This is a genomic window from Streptococcus sp. HMSC065C01, from assembly GCF_001813525.1.
Lineage (GTDB): Bacteria > Bacillota > Bacilli > Lactobacillales > Streptococcaceae > Streptococcus > Streptococcus parasanguinis_V.
Window position 1 is genome coordinate 219497 of the sequence record NZ_KV812857.1, and the last position, 16815, is coordinate 236311.

Annotated in this window: 9 protein-coding genes and 1 pseudogene; 1 reads left to right on the forward strand and 9 read right to left on the reverse strand. The window is 44.6% G+C overall.

The features are described 5' to 3' along the window. Window positions 1–66 precede the first annotated feature (66 nt). Genes HMPREF2918_RS06720 through HMPREF2918_RS06735 form a run of 4 tightly spaced genes read right to left on the reverse strand, consistent with a single transcriptional unit; the run spans window position 67 to window position 7251 of the window. Window positions 67–1713 carry a hypothetical protein gene (locus HMPREF2918_RS06720; RefSeq protein ID WP_070594959.1) on the reverse strand — a complete coding sequence of 549 codons (1647 nt, stop codon included), beginning with the start codon at window positions 1711–1713 and terminating at the stop codon, window positions 67–69. Further along, on the reverse strand, window positions 1703–2446 hold the full coding sequence (locus HMPREF2918_RS06725; protein ID WP_014713507.1) for an ABC transporter ATP-binding protein: 744 nt from the start codon (window positions 2444–2446) through the stop codon (window positions 1703–1705). The genes HMPREF2918_RS06720 and HMPREF2918_RS06725 overlap by 11 nt, the downstream gene beginning before the upstream one ends. A gap of 39 nt (window positions 2447–2485) precedes the next feature. Further along, window positions 2486–4117 (reverse strand): M20/M25/M40 family metallo-hydrolase, encoded by a 1632-nt coding sequence (locus tag HMPREF2918_RS06730; protein WP_070594960.1) that lies wholly within the window; start codon window positions 4115–4117, stop codon window positions 2486–2488. A 23-nt stretch (window positions 4118–4140) separates the two neighbouring features. After that, window positions 4141–7251: a CocE/NonD family hydrolase gene (locus HMPREF2918_RS06735; protein ID WP_070594961.1), complete on the reverse strand. Its 3111-nt coding sequence runs from the start codon at window positions 7249–7251 to the stop codon at window positions 4141–4143. Window positions 7252–7423: 172 nt separating this feature from the next. On the opposite strand from HMPREF2918_RS06735, the gene HMPREF2918_RS06740 reads away from it, so the two are divergent. Continuing rightward, on the forward strand, window positions 7424–8905 hold the full coding sequence (locus tag HMPREF2918_RS06740) for an alpha-amylase (RefSeq protein WP_083307802.1): 1482 nt from the start codon (window positions 7424–7426) through the stop codon (window positions 8903–8905). Between the two features lie 188 nt (window positions 8906–9093). Here the strand turns inward: HMPREF2918_RS06740 and trxA are convergent, their stop codons facing one another. The 5 genes and pseudogenes from trxA to HMPREF2918_RS11800 form a co-directional block, all read right to left on the reverse strand. Next, window positions 9094–9408 carry a thioredoxin gene (gene trxA, locus HMPREF2918_RS06745; protein ID WP_003002728.1) on the reverse strand — a complete coding sequence of 105 codons (315 nt, stop codon included), beginning with the start codon at window positions 9406–9408 and terminating at the stop codon, window positions 9094–9096. 97 nt (window positions 9409–9505) lie between these two features. Next, window positions 9506–12535 carry a CocE/NonD family hydrolase gene (locus tag HMPREF2918_RS06750; protein ID WP_070594963.1) on the reverse strand — a complete coding sequence of 1010 codons (3030 nt, stop codon included), beginning with the start codon at window positions 12533–12535 and terminating at the stop codon, window positions 9506–9508. A 119-nt stretch (window positions 12536–12654) separates the two neighbouring features. Continuing rightward, on the reverse strand, window positions 12655–14640 hold the full coding sequence (locus HMPREF2918_RS06755) for a peptide ABC transporter substrate-binding protein (protein ID WP_023918412.1): 1986 nt from the start codon (window positions 14638–14640) through the stop codon (window positions 12655–12657). 398 nt (window positions 14641–15038) lie between these two features. After that, complete coding sequence (locus tag HMPREF2918_RS06760) at window positions 15039–16076, reverse strand: M42 family metallopeptidase (protein ID WP_049506597.1); 1038 nt, start codon at window positions 16074–16076, stop codon at window positions 15039–15041. 90 nt (window positions 16077–16166) lie between these two features. Beyond that, window positions 16167–16658: pseudogene (locus HMPREF2918_RS11800) on the reverse strand (NADAR family protein); the annotation flags it as partial. Window positions 16659–16815 lie beyond the last annotated feature (157 nt).

Here is a 16815-nt window from a genome sequence, read left to right on the forward strand (position 1 = left end):
TGTGCGGAGGTGTGACGACGAAATCGAATTCTAACGAATGACCAATTTCTGTCCCACTCTCTCTTTTTATTCTCCGATCTCTTGGTAGAGAGTGCGGATTTTTTTGCGGTAGATGGTAGAACTGATTGCTACTCCGACTAGCAGCAGGACACTATAAAGGATCACAGCCAGCAGAGTGCTGACGGAATGGTAAGTCCAAATGAAGCTGACAATAATCAAGAGAAACATCACAAAGAGAAAGACAATCAAGAGAATGGACTGAAGGGCTGCATTCCCACGATGACGAGTCATTAACTCCGTGATATTGGTCCAATTGGTGCTAAAATTTTGAAAATCTTTGACATAGTCTATAATGCAGAACGGAATGGTGGTCACAATCCAGATCAGCAACATGGCAAGGATGGCCAAGGGATGCACGCCAAAATAGAGACAAACGCCAAGCAAAAGAAGGTCCGGAAGGATGGATTGCACCAAATAGAGCAACCAAAACTTCATAAAGAGATAGCGCTTGAAATCAATAGGGAGCGATCTCAAGTACTCAAAGTTTTCACGCTCCAGCGAAATACCGATACTGGTCAAGCCTCCAAAACTATTGAAAACACCGATCAAGATGGCAACAAGGGTCAGTGGTACCAGATACTGGGGTGTCAAGTAAGGACTGAGGCCTCCTATATTTTTTGATGCTCCTGCTGCTCCACTGAGGAGGAAAATATATGGCAGAATACTCATCATCAATAGGACTTGCACCATAAGGGTTCCATCGCTCAAGAGTCTGCGATGATACTGAATGACAAACTGTCTAAAGGAGTCTTTCTGGCCCACATGGATGGCTTTCACGCGCTCTTTGACGGTTTGGTTGGTCGCAACCGCAAGGGCTGCATCATAGAATTGTGGGATCACGATTTTGCGAACCAGGCCGATCAAGACCAAAAGCACCGCTATCCAGCCCAGAAGGCCAAGGATCGCTCCACCATCAAAAGGATGGAGGATAAACTGATGAAAGGCTGTAAAAGGTGGAAATAGAATGGGAATATCCGCTCCACCCGACACCTCTACCCGATGGGTTTGGACTAGATTCAGATAGAGATAAGCTCCTAGGCTCAGAAGAGAACCAATTCCGACCATGATGTTGGAGACCAGGGTCGTGTGTTTTTTGAAAAAAAGGGTCTTAGTGATCAAATGAGCTAGTAAAATCGTCGCTAAAAAGAGAACGCCTAAGAGAATCACGGCACAAAAGAGGCCTAGCAGGATCCCTAACGGATTGAAGCCGCCTGCTTGGACAGGCAGGATCAAAAAATAGCTGATCAATGGAAGGATAGCCATGAGAAGGGTCAGGATGACCGAGATACTTTTTCCAGCAATGACTTCCGCATCTGAGAAAGCATAGGGCCGGTAAAACTGGAGGTCCTTGCTTTCATAAAAGACATTGTAAAAACTCATAAAGCCTTGGGAAATGGTCATCAAGGAAAAGAGGGCCACCATATTGACAAAGAAGGCTGGCTGATGGACAAAATCATAGATACTAAAGAGCAAGCCAAATATGAGGAAATAGACCAATCCTAAAAAGAGGTAGTTGAGCACCGATCTGCGGGCAACATTGAGTTTGACGTCCGGTTTTTTAGCCTGTTTGGCGCGTAATTTTGCGATCTGGGCCGGCTGACTAGCATAGATGATATTGACATTGACCAGCTGTTGGATGATCTTAAGACGCATGATCGCCACCTTCTTCCTTCCGCCCCGCTAGGCTGAGATAGATACTTTCCAGACTTTGTTCGGGATGTTGGCCCTTCAATTCCTCGATCGTCCCATAGAAGATGAGATTACCTTTTTTGAGAATGGCGATCTTATCACAGAGTTGTTCGGCCACTTCTAATACGTGGGTAGAGAAAATAACCGTCTTGCCGCGATCCGCATGTTGGCGCATCATTTGTTTTAAATCGTAAGAAGCCTGTGGATCCAAACCGGTCATGGGTTCGTCCAAGACCCAGATATCTGGATCCGACAAGAGGGCTGCAATGACAAAGACCTTCTGGCGCATCCCATGTGAAAAGGATTCAATCACTTCATAGCGGTGGCTCTGAAAATCAAAGATCGTAAGAAGCTCTTCCAAGCGTTGATCACAGTCTTTCTGACTCATATCATAGGAGGTCGCAACCAACTCCCAGAATTCATTGGCTGTGAGGCGCAAGAAAAGATCTGGTGAATCCGCTACATAACCGATCTTCTTTTTGATCGCCAGCCGATGGCTATAGAGGTCCTGACCATCCACTTCAATTGATCCAGTAGTTGGGGTGATGACACTGACCAGGCTCTTAATCGTCGTTGACTTTCCAGCTCCGTTGTGGCCAATCAAGCCGACAATTTGTCCATCTTCGATGGTCAGATCCAAGTGGTTGAGGGCAATGTGCCCATCGTAATCTTTGGTAACTCCGTGAAATGTAATCATGTTAACTCCCTAATGGATCCTCATTGGGACCGTTTTTTCTTATTCTGTTGATAAGCGATCATCGAAATGGTAGAGCAATTCTAGCAGATAGTTTGGAATGGTCTCTAAGAAGTCTTCTTTGTAGACCCGCTCTCCTCGCTTATGCAATTCTTTGCCCCAAGGGCCTAGATTGACCGCTGGAACCTGAATTTGGGCAATTTTTTCCAGATCCAGATCATAGACCTGGGCTGGTGTGGCTAGGCTATCCAAGACGACTTGATAAGAGGCCACATCCTTTTCCAAGGCACAATAACTGGTGTCGTTAATCCCCATAAAGTATTCTTCGACTTTTAAGAGGTAACCTCTTGTGTCCAGATACTCGCGGTAATCAGTGATGAGGGACACGATATTGAGATCGGTATTGTCCAAAAAGCGGCAGTTCATGGAAGGATAATAGGGGGGCGCAAAACCAATAACCACCATGGGATCCTTATCTCCGAGAAACTCTAGGAGTCGCTGGATTTGCTGAATCGCAAGGCTCTGGTAGCTGGTCCCATTACGAAAATCGTGCTCCGCTTTTTTATTAGAAGCTTCTCTAAAGTCTTGGTAACCCTCTAAGTCTTGGCAACGTTCCTCTAGTTGTTGATAGGTGATGACTCTTGGCCTTGCAATAATATGTTCTTGGCCAGCCTGATCCTGCAAGTGCTCATACTTCTTGTAAAAGGCGTCCAAGGCCTCTTGACTAAGCTCATAGATTCGTTGCAAGAGCTCTTGCGGTGTTTTCTTCAAATGCAACACACTGAAATAACCAGCCGCATACAGCACGGTCGATACATCGTACTGCTCCTTCAAATCTCTGAGATAGGACCAAGAAGGAAGGGGAGACGTTTCTCCCAAGGCCTGATCTGCCAGATCGGGATGAAGATCCAGCTGGCTTGCAATAGCTACTAAGAGCGACAAGGCATTGATCCCTTTGAGTGGCTCCTTCATATGGGACAAGACGCCTTGCGCCACAACGACTGGCATGAGTTTGCCGACTGCGCCAATGTGAAGGACCTTTTCTTTTCCTACTTCCGATTCAAAGGGCTCTGAATCCACTGCTAATACATAATTCAGATCAAACTTTTCCTGCAAATCTGTAAGGAGGCCTAAGGCTCCACGCATCCCACGTGAATAGGATTCCTCGTCTCCAACAGAGAGATAAAGCAGATTGACCTGACCTCCTGTGGGGTCTGCTGCATAGGCTTCCAGAACCCCCAATTGAAGGGCTAGGGCTGCTTTCATATCGCAAGACCCTCTGCCAAATTTCCACTCCCCAGAAGCTAAATCTTCCTGCATATCTGGTCGCCTATCCAGTGTTTTCAAGGCTTCTGCTACTTGATCAGAATCGAGCGCGATTTCTGCCAAATTTCCATAGTCTTCTAGATCGACTGTATCATGGTGGTGGAAAAGGATAACTGTTTTTTTCTTGCCCTTATCAACCAAGGCCCAATTGACCGACCGATGCAAGTGATCCTGTGGCACCTGATAGCGCCCAAAATGGTCCGGATGTTCCTTGAAATAGGGGATTTGTCCAATCCGTTGATCCAGGTAGGCTTCGATTCCTTGCTCGGTCTCAGTGTTGGTAAAGCTTGGGATCGCCAAGGCTTCAGTAAAAATCGTTTCGATGCTCTCTCTATTGGTGGTTTTCACTTTCTCTCCATCCTTCTTTTCTATTATTCATCTTTGTGAGCTTTGCCAAGTGACAACAGGCTGGTGAGCATGAGTCCTAGGAAGCCAAAGAGAGTCCAAGGGCTTGTTGCTTGACCTGTTTTTGGAAGGTTTTGTTGGCTTGTCACTTCTATCTCATCTTTATCAGCTCTTTGAGCCAATTCTTGTGCAGTTTCTTCTTTTTGTTCCTTACGGAAGTCCATCGGATCTCGACCGTGGCTTGGTTTTTGAGGAATTTCAGAAGCAGCTGGATTGGTTGGCGTCATTAGATTACTTGGAACAATTGGTTTTTCTGCTTGATCTACTGGACTTGGGTCTTGTTCAGGATCTACTTTTGGTTGAATGGTTGCAATTGGCAAGATCCGATCTGCCAATGACGCATACTCTGTATCTTTTTCACTTGGTTGATAACGGAACAAGAGAGACCGACTGTCTTCAACGATTGGAATCGTTGCAGAAATAGAATCTGTCTTGAAGGTCACTTCATAAGGATCTGCAAAATAAATATAATCCGGATCATAGGTGTGCAAACTCAAAACCAGTCGATGGCCTTTTTTCACTGTATAGAGATTTGGTTGCAGATACATGGTGTAATCATGATATTCATTTTCTTTCAGATCAATAGAATGACTAGAACTTGCTGAGTCATAGCGAGATGCTGGATTGGCCAGATTCATCCAACCACGCGCAATCACCACACTCTTAACCTTGTGGGTCTTGTAACGTTTGAGAGGCAAGGTTTCAAGGTTGCTACCATTCCAGTAGCCTGTCTCATCGATGGTTTCTTTTTCCAATGTGCGCGTGCTATAACCGTCTTTGTCATAGGTGATTTCTTCTTTGACCACATCAAAGTCTTCGTCTGAAACATCCATCAGGGTCGCACTGACATGGGCATGGTTTTTGTCTCCCTTGACAAAAGCAGCGCTAAAATGCACAGGAATATGGCCTTTGATGGTGACATCTTGGTCGACGGTGGCTGCATAGGAAGCTGCCACTTCGGAAGAATGGAAGGCTGCATCTTGGTTACGTGTAGTCCAGTTATTTCCTGTACCATAGTAATCGCCAGTTACTGTCACATCCTCCCGTTTAGAGTAGATTCGAGCGGAGATGGCATTGTTGGTATCCCATTTATCAAAACGACGCCATTTACTTGGATCTAGATTGTCCTGAGCTGTTACTTGTGGAAGGTTTTCAATCCCATTTTCAATACCGTAGAGGTAATGGCTATACCAGAGATTCATCAGGTCATTAAAGGCTTGGCCTGCGACTTCTGTCCCTGACCAACGAGTAGATGGATAGATGTGATTGCCCTGGTGGAGCAAGACCTTGGCATCGATCCCCGCCTTTTTATAGGCTTCTAACATGAGTTCAAAATGTTTGGGTTTGACATTGTCATCATTGAGCCCTTGGATAATGAGAGGGGCCGCTTTCAGATTGGCTGCATTGAGCGTGTAGTCGCGTTTAGCATATTCTTCGTTGTAATTATGACCATCCTTGTGTTGGAGCTCATTGAGCTTGGTGATATAGGCTGCATAGTAATCCTTGACCTTGTCCCAATCTTCCTTGTCAAGGATACGACCAGAGGTATAGACAGATAACCAGGAAAGGTCATTGGAAGCTCCTGTATCAAGGGGAGAGCCTTGGCTGTTGAAATGGTCATACCAACTAGCAATCCCTGCGGCTGGCACAATGGTCTTGAGCCCTTCAACCCCAGTGGACGCTACACCAAATGTCGTCGTACCTGCCCAAGACAAGCCTGTCATAGCGACATTGCCGTTGGACCAGTCTGCCTTAACTTCCTGGTTGCTAGTCTTATCAGAGTAGGCTTTGCGTTTGCCGTTGAGCCACTCCACGATATTCTTGTATGCGGCCACTTCAAGATCAGAGCCGGTCGTATTGATCCCGTCTGATCCTTTTGAGCCCAAACCACTACTGGTCACCACTGCATAACCACGAACTAAGAAATAATTGTACCAGTTGAGATTTTCGTAATCATAATGCGTATAATCTTCAGAGCTTTCACGTGGATTGACGTAGTACCAATCCTTTGGATCAGTTGCTTTGGCTACTTCTTCTGTCGTAACAGACTTGGTTGCTTGGCGTTTGGCAGGTTTTTCATAGAGCTTGGCCATATCGAAGTTTCCACCTTCTTTGAGGCCAATTGCCTCTAAGGTACGCTCTTCTGTTGTTCCTGTTACATAAGGACTAGCTTCAAAAATGGTCGCAGCTTTATAGTCCCCATTGACAGCAGCTTTTGGCACCTGCACGAAGGTCTTGACCAAGTCAGGCTTGCCATCTCCATCCGTATCATAATCAGTTTCCACATAGACAATATAGCGGACGATGTCACTCTTGTCATAGGAGTAATGCTCCGGATCGTCCCCTGGCGTAAATGGGAAAATAGGTTGTGCTTTGCCATTCAAAAAGAGAGGTGTCTTCTTGTCAGCTCGGTAAGCGGCACGGAGCTGTTTGGCTACATCAACCATTGAAGTGAGATTGGTGACCGGAGCAGATCCCTCCACTCCTTCCTTGACCATCCCAAGGCTCTTGGCAAAAGCTAATCGATCTTTATCAGTAGATCCGACTTGATTTTCCTTGATTGAAGCCCAGTTCAATAGTTGATTGACTGCCTCCGTCACAGTGACTTCTTTTTCACGATACTGGTCGGTTACAGTTGCACCAGTAATTTCAGCCAAGTCTCCTTGGGTTACTTTTGGAATCGCGCGCTCCTCTTGACTACCAACGGTAGGCGTCGCAGGCGCAAGGCTTGGCTGATTGGTTAGAGTGGGCTCAACAGTTAGAGCGCTCACCACCGTTGAACTTGACGCAGGTTCTTCATGTAGCTCAGTCGTCGGAGTAGTTGTCGGAGCGGTTGGCGAAGTGGTTGGTCTGTTAGTTTCTGAAACCTCTTCCACTTTTTCAGGCTGTACGATTTCTTTAGTATCTCCTTGTGTTGAGGTCACTGTTTCAGTAACTTCAGGACTTGCCGTAGAAGGAGTCACCGTCTCCTCAGTAGTTGTGCTACTTACTTGGTCTGCTTGCACATGCTGGGCGAGTACAGCAGGACTAATCAGTAAACCTGCAACGAGTAGAGAAACAAGAGTTGTTTTTTTCATAAAATGGTCTCCTTTCACCATTTTCAAAGTCAGTCCTAGCGGAGCCTGACTCCATTATGTTATATTCTCACTTCATTTCTTTCATGTATGCGATTTCTTTTTTAGAAAGGGCTTGCTTCCAGCGCAAACGTTTGTCGCATCCAACTATTTTTGGTAAAATAGGGACATTCACATGAAAGAAGAAATAACGATGGAAAATCAAACCTTAATGCAATATTTTGAGTGGTATTTGCCCGCTGATGGGAACCACTGGACGCGTCTTGCTGAAGATGCGCAACACTTAGCAGACTTGGGTATTCGTAAAGTCTGGATGCCGCCTGCTTTTAAAGCTACTTCTAACAATGACGTTGGGTACGGAGTCCATGACCTCTTTGATTTGGGCGAGTTCGATCAAAAAGGAACGGTTCGTACCAAATATGGTTTCAAAGACGATTATCTTCAAGCCATTCAAGCCCTCAAAGATGCTGGGATTCAACCAATGGCCGATGTCGTACTCAACCATAAAGCTGCCGCTGATGGCTTAGAGGAATTCGAGGTCGTTGAGGTCGATCCTATGGATCGAAACAAGGTTCTCACTGAGCCCTTCACCATTCAAGGATGGACTAAATTCACCTTTGATGGCCGAAATGGCGCCTATAATGACTTCCACTGGCATTGGTACCACTTCACCGGTACGGACTACGATGCTTCACGTAATAAGAATGGGATCTACCAAATCCAAGGGGACAACAAAGGTTGGGCTCATGGAGATCTGGTAGACAATGAGAATGGAAACTACGATTACCTCATGTATGCCGATATCGATTTCAAACATCCAGAGGTTGTAGAAAATCTCGACCAGTGGGCTGACTGGTTTATCGAAACGACTGGTGTAGAAGGTTTCCGTCTGGATGCGGTCAAACACATCGACTCCTTCTTTATGAAGAATTTCATCCACAATATTACCCAAAAGTATGGTGAAGATTTCTACGTCTTTGCTGAATTTTGGAATGGCGACACAGAAACTAACGATGAGTACTTGGAAAGCATTGATTACCTGTATGACCTGGTCGACGTAGCCCTCCACCAAAACCTCTTTAGAGCTAGTCAAGAGGGTGAAAATTTCGACCTTCGAACTATTTTTGATGGAACACTGGCGCTGAATCATCCTGAAGAGGCCGTAACCTTTGTGGACAACCATGATACCCAACGAGGGCAAGCCTTGGAATCTACCATTGAAGAATGGTTCAAGCCTGCAGCCTATGCCTTGATCTTACTTCGTGAAGCTGGTTTGCCTTGTGTCTTCTATGGAGACTACTACGGTATCGAGGGCAAGTTTGCGCAAGAAAGTTTCCAAGAGGTCCTCGATCGGCTCTTATGGGTTCGTAAAGATCTGGCCTACGGGGAACAAACAGACTACTTCGATGATCCTAATTGCATCGGTTGGACACGCTCAGGTACTGAAGAATCAGCACCAATCGCCTGCTTGATTTCCAATAACCAAGCTGCTACAAAAGTCATGGAGATCGGCTCATCCTACGCAGGTCTCACCTACTATGATATCTTAGAAAATTGTAGCGAAACTGTCCAAGTTCAAGAAGACGGTACTGCCGAATTCCCAGTGGCAGAGCGCTCCGTCAGCGTCTGGGTAGCCCAAGATACAGAGGGCCAATAACCAATAAATGTAATTTTCTCCTAGGATCTACATCTTCCTAGGAGAATTTTTTCCTGTAAAAATTTTATAGGAAATACAGCTTCATTTTAGCACTATAAGAAAGCGCTGTCAATGGGTGTCGCGTCTATTTAAAAGAAATAAAGAGCATAAGAAAACTCGTTTTCCAATATGGAAAACGAGTTTTCATTTTAGCTCAATTCTGCAATGATTTCTTTCAATTGGGCTTTCGTATGAACTCCAGCCACTTGTTTGACAACTTGTCCATCTTTTTTAAAGAGAAGAGTTGGGATCGACATGATACCGAATTGACGTGCTGTATTTGGATTTTCATCTACATCCATCTTACAGATTTTCAAATCATCTTCATGTACTTCTTCTGCCAACTGATCCAAGATTGGAGCTTGCATGCGGCATGGACCACACCAAGTTGCCCAAAAGTCAATCAAGACAAGGCCTTGGCTGGTTTCTTGTTCAAAAGTTGCATCTGTGATTACGTGTGCCATATTTCCTCCTTTTTCAGTAGTGACTACTGATTCTGCATTTCTACTTTTATTTTACACTAAATGATGTCATTTTAGAAATATTTGCTACGGGGACTCCTTAGGCATCTTCTCTCTTATTGCGCCAAAAGATGAGGGTAGAAGCTGTTAGGCTGATCACCCCTAAGAGACCCAGAGCATGATCTTTGCTCCCTGTTTGAGGAAGCGTATGGTCTGCTTTCTCTCCTCCCACTACAAGAGTTGCAGCTTGAGGATCTTCTGCCAATCCTTGTGAAACAAATTGAGGGCCATAGGATACAGCTAGTGTAAGATGAGATTGCTCTTGTCTTGCTGATGCTGTTTGCATCTGTTCATCTTTTTCAGGAAGAGTTTGGCTTGGTTGGACAAAGTATTCTGGGCTTGGCAGTGTATACTCTTGCTTGTAGTGTACTTCTGGAGCAACTAGAGCAGCTCCTTCAACTTCTGGTAAATTCGCATAGTCTGTATCTGTTGCACTTGGCACATAGGCTGCCTTTTGAGCACGTGTCTTTTCGACAATTGGAATCGCCGCCTGGATAGAATCTGTCTTGAAGGTCACTTCATATGGATGCTCCACTGTTAAATCAGACGGGTCATAGGTGTTGAAAACAAGCGCTAACTTGTGACCTTTCTTAACTGTATAGAGATTTGGTTGGAGATAAACCGTGTAATCGTGGTATTCTCCCACCTTTGGCTCGATACTATTTCTTGAGCTGGCTGAATCGTAGCCGGACTCAGGGTTCGCAAGGTTGATCCAGCCTTTTGCAATCACCTTGTACTTGGTCTTGATGGTTTCGTATTCGGCAACAGATAGGTTGCTTAAATTGCTTCCCATCCAGAAAGCGTCTGCTGTTTTATCTTGCTTGACGCTACCATTTCCCACCACGTCAAAGTCCTCATCTGCCACATCTACCAAAAGGGCGTTGATTTGGAAATTCTTTCCTTGACCTTTGGCAAGAGCTGCTTTGAAATGAACAGGGATGTGGCCCTTGATCGTAGTGTCCTCAGTAACATCAGAAACGAAGGTCAGATTGGCCTTAGAGGAGGCTTTGCTGACAGTTTCATTACGGTTAGCGATCTCAACACCTGCAGCCGCATAATCACTAGAAATGGTTTCTTCTAGACGTTTCGAGCTTGCATTCAAGAAGAGACGTTGACTGCTCTTCCAGTTATCATAGCTGGTCCACTTGCTTGGATCATAGTTGTTTTGAGCTAGGACCGCTGGCAAGCTTTCGACGTGATTGTCCACTCCGTAGAGGTAATGGATCAGCCAGGTATTGAGCAGGTCATAAAAGTCCTGACCATTGGCGGTGATGCCGTATCCCCGTGACATAGCCGCTGGGTAGACGTGATCTCCTTGGTGAAGATAGAGCTTGACATCTTGTCCTGCTTTCTTGAGGGCATCGTACATAAGTTCAAAGTGCTTGGTCTTGACATTGTCATCATTCAAGCCATGGACGATCAGGGCGCTGGTCTTGAGATTTTCCGGATGAAGGGTATAATCCCGCTCCTTCCAGACATCACTGTAGTTACGATCATGGGCGTACTGGTCCTTGTTCAATTGGTTGATGTAGTTGGAATAGTTTTGCCAAATCCCTGCCCAGTCGTCTTGGTCCAGCATCCGCGTGCTAACGTAGAGGGATAGCCATGAAAGATCACTATAAGGCGCATTGCCAAACTGGGTTCCTTGGCTATTGAAATAATCATACCAAGAGGCAATCCCTGCTGCTGGAACGATGGTCTTTAGGCCTTCTACGCCTGTCGCTGCCACACCAAAGGTCGTGGTTCCAGCCCAGGAGAGACCTGTCATAGCGACATTGCCTGTTGCCCAGTCTGCCTTGATTTCGACATTGCTGGTCTTATCGGTGTAGGCCTTGCGTTTGCCATTGACCCATTCGATGATATTCTTAAAGGCATTGATTTCGAGATCAGACCCCGTCGTGTTAAATCCTTCTGATCCCTTGGTACCAAGTCCAGCGCTGGAGATAAAGGCATAGCCCCTGACCAAGAAATAGTCGTACCAGTTCAGATCTTCGTAGTCATAGATATACTCGTAGGGACTGTAGTAATACCAATCCGATGCCTTGGCTTTTTTGGCTGCTTCTACTGTTGTTTCACTGCTTACTGGCTGTCTCTTTGCAGGTTGGCTGTGCAGTTTCTTCATATCATAGCTACCGTCCGTTGGAAGGCCCAGGCTTTCAAGAGTGACGTAGTTTTCATCGAGCGTCCCCGCTACGTATGGGCGCGCTTCGAGAATAGTGGCTGCCTTAAAATCGCCTTGTGCTACGGCTTTTGGTAATTGAACAATGGCTTTGACTAAGTCAGGCTTGCCATCTGCATCGGTATCGTAGTCCGTTTCGACATAGACTGGGAAGCGTACAATTTGGCTATCTTCATATTTGTAGTCTTGGTCTTCTTTTTCTCCCGTCGTATAAGGGAAAATCGGCTGGGCACGACCATTTAAAAAGAGCGGACTTTTCTTTTCAGCCCGGTAGGCATCGTATAGTTTCTTAGCTGTTTCATACATCTTGGCCAATTCTGGCTGACTAACCTTACGAGTCAGATCATCAGATTTTTCAATCAAGCCTAAACTCTTGGCAAAGCGTTCGCGATCTGCTTGGCTTTGGCCCAATTGGCTAGGATCTGTTGCTGCCCATTGAAGCAAGCCATTAACAGCATCTTGGACCGTCAACTCTTTAGAGGCCTGATCCGCTGCAAGGGTGCTACCTGTAACCTTTGCCAAATCATTACTTGTTGCCAGAGCTTCTGAAGGAGGAGCAGATTGAGGTGCAGTCTCCCTGTTTGTTGCTGCTAGACTTGCTACTGGAACCGTAGGCTCACTTTGTGCTGCGCGCGCTTCTGTTGCAGGTGCTACTTGATTGGCAGCTGCTGTCCGATCCAGCGATGCCTCATTCGAGCTTGCAGCTTCTTCACTAGTGACAGTACTTGCGTCACTTGCTATCGGTCTTGCTTCAGTAGATGGAGCATGGACCACTTCTGTCGATGGGGCTAGCTCTTCTGTCTGCTCATCTGCTGCTGCTACTTGATGCAAGACCATCGGCGCGATCAATAAACTTGATGCGACAATGGAAACCATTGTTTTCTTTTTCATGTCAATCTCCTCACTTTTTGTAATCAACACTCCTATTATACTATGTAAGCGTTTTTAGATCAATTAGATATTCAAATGATCCCACAAAAAACCGAGGCATCAGCCTCGGTTATCGATTCTTATTTAACGTGTTTCTTAAGATCTTCTTGTGCTTTTTTGTTTGACTCTGCTTGTTCTTTTTGCCATTTTTCAAGGGCTTTGTTGTAGTCAGCAGTTGTCACAGCTTTATCTTGGAGTTTCATTCCTTTGTAGATCACGTGGTCTTTTCCTTTACCACCAGTCCATGCAAATGGAGCTGAGAATGGTTCGATACGTGTCAAGAATGGACGTCCTGTTGATGAAGAAGTTGGCATAACAAGGGCGCTATCAGTCAACCAAGCTTGCGCTGCCGCATATTTTTCGTAGCGTTTGTTAACGTCTTGTGTTTCTGCACCAGCATCTTTGATCATCTTTTCAAAGTCGTACAGACCAACTTTTTTAGCTGCTTCATTGTTTTCACTTGGGTCAAATCCAAGGAAAGTCTTAGTATTTTCACCAGATGAAGCTTTCAAGATATCCATGTAAGTTGATGGGTCTTGGTAGTCAGGGCTCCATCCAACATTATCAGAGAGATCCCAGTCTTCGCCAGCCGCATTTGGGGCAAAGAGGGTCACGTTTTGAAGGTCTTCTTTCGAAAGCATTTGGATATCGATGACGATATTTTCTTTACCAAGTGCTTCTTCAACTGATTGTTTGAAGGATTGTACCCGTTGAACTCTTGATGGTGTGGTTTGGTCTACAGGCATATCGATGTGAATTGGGAATTTCACACCTTCTGCTTCCAAGGCAGTCTTCGCTTTTGCAAACTCTTCCTTCGCTTTCTTAGCATCGAAGAGACCATTTTGACCATCGTCTAGTTTAGTAGATTTCCACTCATCTCCGTAGGTATCCAATTGAGTTTTCACCATTTCACCAAAGGTCTTGCCATTAGCTTGGACAAATGTTGGTGGAATGTAGAGGTTACGGATGATCTTACTTGCTCCGTCTTTTCCGTTCAATTGAGCAGCATACGCTTCACGGTTGAAGGCAAAGCTGATCGCTTGACGGAAGTCCTTGTTCAAGAGAGCTTTCTTAGTAGATTGTTTTTCTTCATCGGTCTTCTTAGCAGTGTGTTTGTAAGATTGACGGTCGATGTTGGTACCAATAACATAAGAAGCGGCGTCTTGAGGAGTGTAGGTGATTTCGTCTTTGAATTCTTTGGCTTGCTCTGAATAACCAGATCCAGTTGGGAAGAGTTTGGCCAAGCTAAGAGCATTTTCTCCGAATGATTTGGCCAATTTACTTTGGTCTTGTCCATCGTAGAATTCCAATTTCACATCTGAGATGTAGACCTTGTCTTTATCCCAGTAGTTTTCATTCTTGGTCATTTCGATAGAAGATTTTGAAGTAAAGCTCTTCAAGATGTAAGGACCATTGTAAAGAAGAGAGCTGGTGTCACTTGCTTGAGCGAATTTATCCCCTTTTGATTTCACGAATTTTTCGTTGACAGGGAAAGTGATCCCAAGAGTCAATTTAGAGTTCCAGTAAGATTCTGGTTGGTTCAAAGTGATTTGAAGGGTATGATCATCAACTGCTTTTACTCCTACAGCTGAGAAATCTTTATTTTTACCACTGACGTAGTCATTCAAGCCTTTGATAGAATCTTGGATGATGTAGAGCATTTCTGATTTGTTATCAGCCGCATATTTGATACCTGTGACGAAATCTTTAGCTGTTACATCCGCATACTCTTCGCCTTCTGAATCATACCATTTAGCATCGTCACGAAGTTTATAAGTATAAGTCAAGCCATCTTGCGAAACTGTCCAATCTTTTGCAAGAGATGGAATCAAGTTCCCGTATTTATCATTTTCAAACAAACCATCAATCAAGTTTCCAGTGATATCGTGGGTTGCTGCTTTACCAGATGTGATATAGTTTAGGTTTTCTGGCTCAGTCTCATAAACATATGAGAATTTTTGACCGTTGCTTGAGCTAGATGATTTAGAACCACCCGAACAAGCTGCTAGGATACCTGCTGAAAGGAGGGCAACTCCCGCAAGTGCAATGACATTTCTTTTTTTCATGTAAAACTCCTTAAGAAATTTTAAGTTTATTTTAAGATTATACCACAAAGATTTTCAGAAGAAAAGGAATTTTCAGAAAATTTTTGTATTATGAAAAAAACTACTCCGAAGAGTAGTTATTAATTTAAGTTTAAAACTTATTTGAGACTTTCCTTAGGTGAGTACGGACGTCAGCGAACTTCTACGAAGTTCCATGACTTAGTTTTGAACCTAAAGTTTCAAAACTCCCGAGTGCTAGAAACCATCGTGTTTCTAGCACTTTTCTCACGGCGGAAAGTCTCAGTTTTGATTTGAAAAACTATAAGGACTGGATATTATATAAAAAGAATTCTTATGTTATTTCTAAGAAAAAACATTTTTTTCTTTCTAAAACTAGTTCACAAAAGTAGTTCCAATTTTTAATCTACTAAGTCGCTCTTGAGGTAGGCATCGACCATGCGCTCTGTTGCGACTACAGAATCCAAGTGAGTCCGCTCATATGAGTGGCTAGATTCGATACCTGCTCCGAGGAGGGCATGTTTGACTTCTGCTCCTGCGCTCATGGCTGCAGAGGCATCTGATCCATAGAAAGGATAGATATCCAACTTATAAGGGATTTCTTGGGCTTTTGCCAAGGCTACCAAATGCTGACGGAATTCGTAGTGATACGGTCCTGAAGCGTCTTTGACACAGATGGATACCGTGTATTCATCCGTCGCTTGGTCATCTCCCATAGCTCCCATGTCCACTGCCAAGTACTCTACTACTTCAGCCGGAATACTAGAATTAGCACCATGCCCCACTTCTTCAAAGACTGAAAAGGCAAAGGTGGTCGTTACTGGCAATTGGATCTGTTCTTCCTTGTACACGCGCAGAAGATTCAAGAGAATCGCTGCACTCACCTTGTCATCCAAGTGACGAGATTTGATAAAGCCGGTATCTGTCACAATGGTCCGGGGATCAAAGCTGACAAAATCACCCACTTCAATGCCAAGGGCACGGGTTTCTTTCTCATTGGTCACTTTTTCATCCAGACGGACTTCCATATTGTCCTGGGTCCGTTCGACAGTTCCCGCATCCTTGTAGACGTGACATGAAGTCTGATGGACCAAAATTGTCCCCGAATGGGTCTTTCCTGTATTGGCTACATGGACTGTACAATTTTCCCCTTCAATCATATTCCAAGGGAAACCACCGATACGGTCTAGCTTGAGGCGACCATCTGCTTTCACAGCGCGGACAATAGCCCCCAAGGTGTCCACATGGGCTGTGACATAGCGTTGCTTGTCTGTGATCACACCAGGCACGGTGACATTCACGCCACCCTTAGCAGTCCGAGTTACTTCATACCCAAAGCCTTCAATGGTTTTGACCAAGTAGTCTGCGATCTCCCGTGTAAAACCGGTCGGTGAAGGAATGGCTGTCAATTCCTGCAAATAAGTCACTGTCTGATTCATAATGCCTCCAAATGTGTTTTTCTTTATTCTAGCATGAAATAGGTGGAATAGCTAGAGGCGAGGTTACAGAGTGGCGTTTTTCAACTCTTTCCGTACTTTCATCAGGAGAAGACCTAGCTTGTTCTTCCCAGAGCCATCTCCACCATCAGCCCAGTAGGCATCATTTCGCGTATGTTCGATGAGGATGGCATCTCCTGTCGCTAGCAATTCTTCAGCGATTTCTGGATTCTGGCTAAATTTCATTCGAAGGGCCTGAAGCATCACCTCATCTTTGACCTCTTCCCAATCTGGTCTCAAGGGATTTTGTCGATTGCGTCCCTCCAAAGCAGCATCTATTGGAGATGCTATCTGACGAATTTTCTCTTGAATTTGGGGTACTAATACAGTATCTGATGACAAAATGCTGGCTTTATCTTCTCCTTGTTTATCCTCTACAAGTTTAGCTGCAGCCAATTCAATCTCTTTGCGACTTTGTTTAGCAGTAGAATGTTGACCAGCAGTATATCCCATCATGATAATAAAGCTAGTTGCAGCTACTGTTACAACACTAATTAAGGCTTTAGTTTTGACTTTATTTAACATCTTAGACCTTCTTTCTATAAAAACTAAGTCAAGAATACCAGATAAAGCTTGAAAAAAGTATCACAGAAGTAAAAATGCCACCCGAAGGTGGCCAATATAACTTACAAAATTAGTAATCCGTCTGATAAATTTTTTTATACAAACCATTTTTCAGATA

Coding starts and splice junctions, on each gene's coding strand:
- HMPREF2918_RS06720 (WP_070594959.1), bottom strand. CDS start 1,713: ATGCGTCTTAAGATCATCCAACAGCTGGTCAATGTCAATATCATCTAT.
- HMPREF2918_RS06725 (WP_014713507.1), bottom strand. CDS start 2,446: ATGATTACATTTCACGGAGTTACCAAAGATTACGATGGGCACATTGCC.
- HMPREF2918_RS06735 (WP_070594961.1), bottom strand. CDS start 7,251: ATGAAAAAAACAACTCTTGTTTCTCTACTCGTTGCAGGTTTACTGATT.
- HMPREF2918_RS06740 (WP_083307802.1), top strand. CDS start 7,424: ATGAAAGAAGAAATAACGATGGAAAATCAAACCTTAATGCAATATTTT.
- trxA (WP_003002728.1), bottom strand. CDS start 9,408: ATGGCACACGTAATCACAGATGCAACTTTTGAACAAGAAACCAGCCAA.
- HMPREF2918_RS06750 (WP_070594963.1), bottom strand. CDS start 12,535: ATGAAAAAGAAAACAATGGTTTCCATTGTCGCATCAAGTTTATTGATC.
- HMPREF2918_RS06755 (WP_023918412.1), bottom strand. CDS start 14,640: ATGAAAAAAAGAAATGTCATTGCACTTGCGGGAGTTGCCCTCCTTTCA.
- HMPREF2918_RS06760 (WP_049506597.1), bottom strand. CDS start 16,076: ATGAATCAGACAGTGACTTATTTGCAGGAATTGACAGCCATTCCTTCA.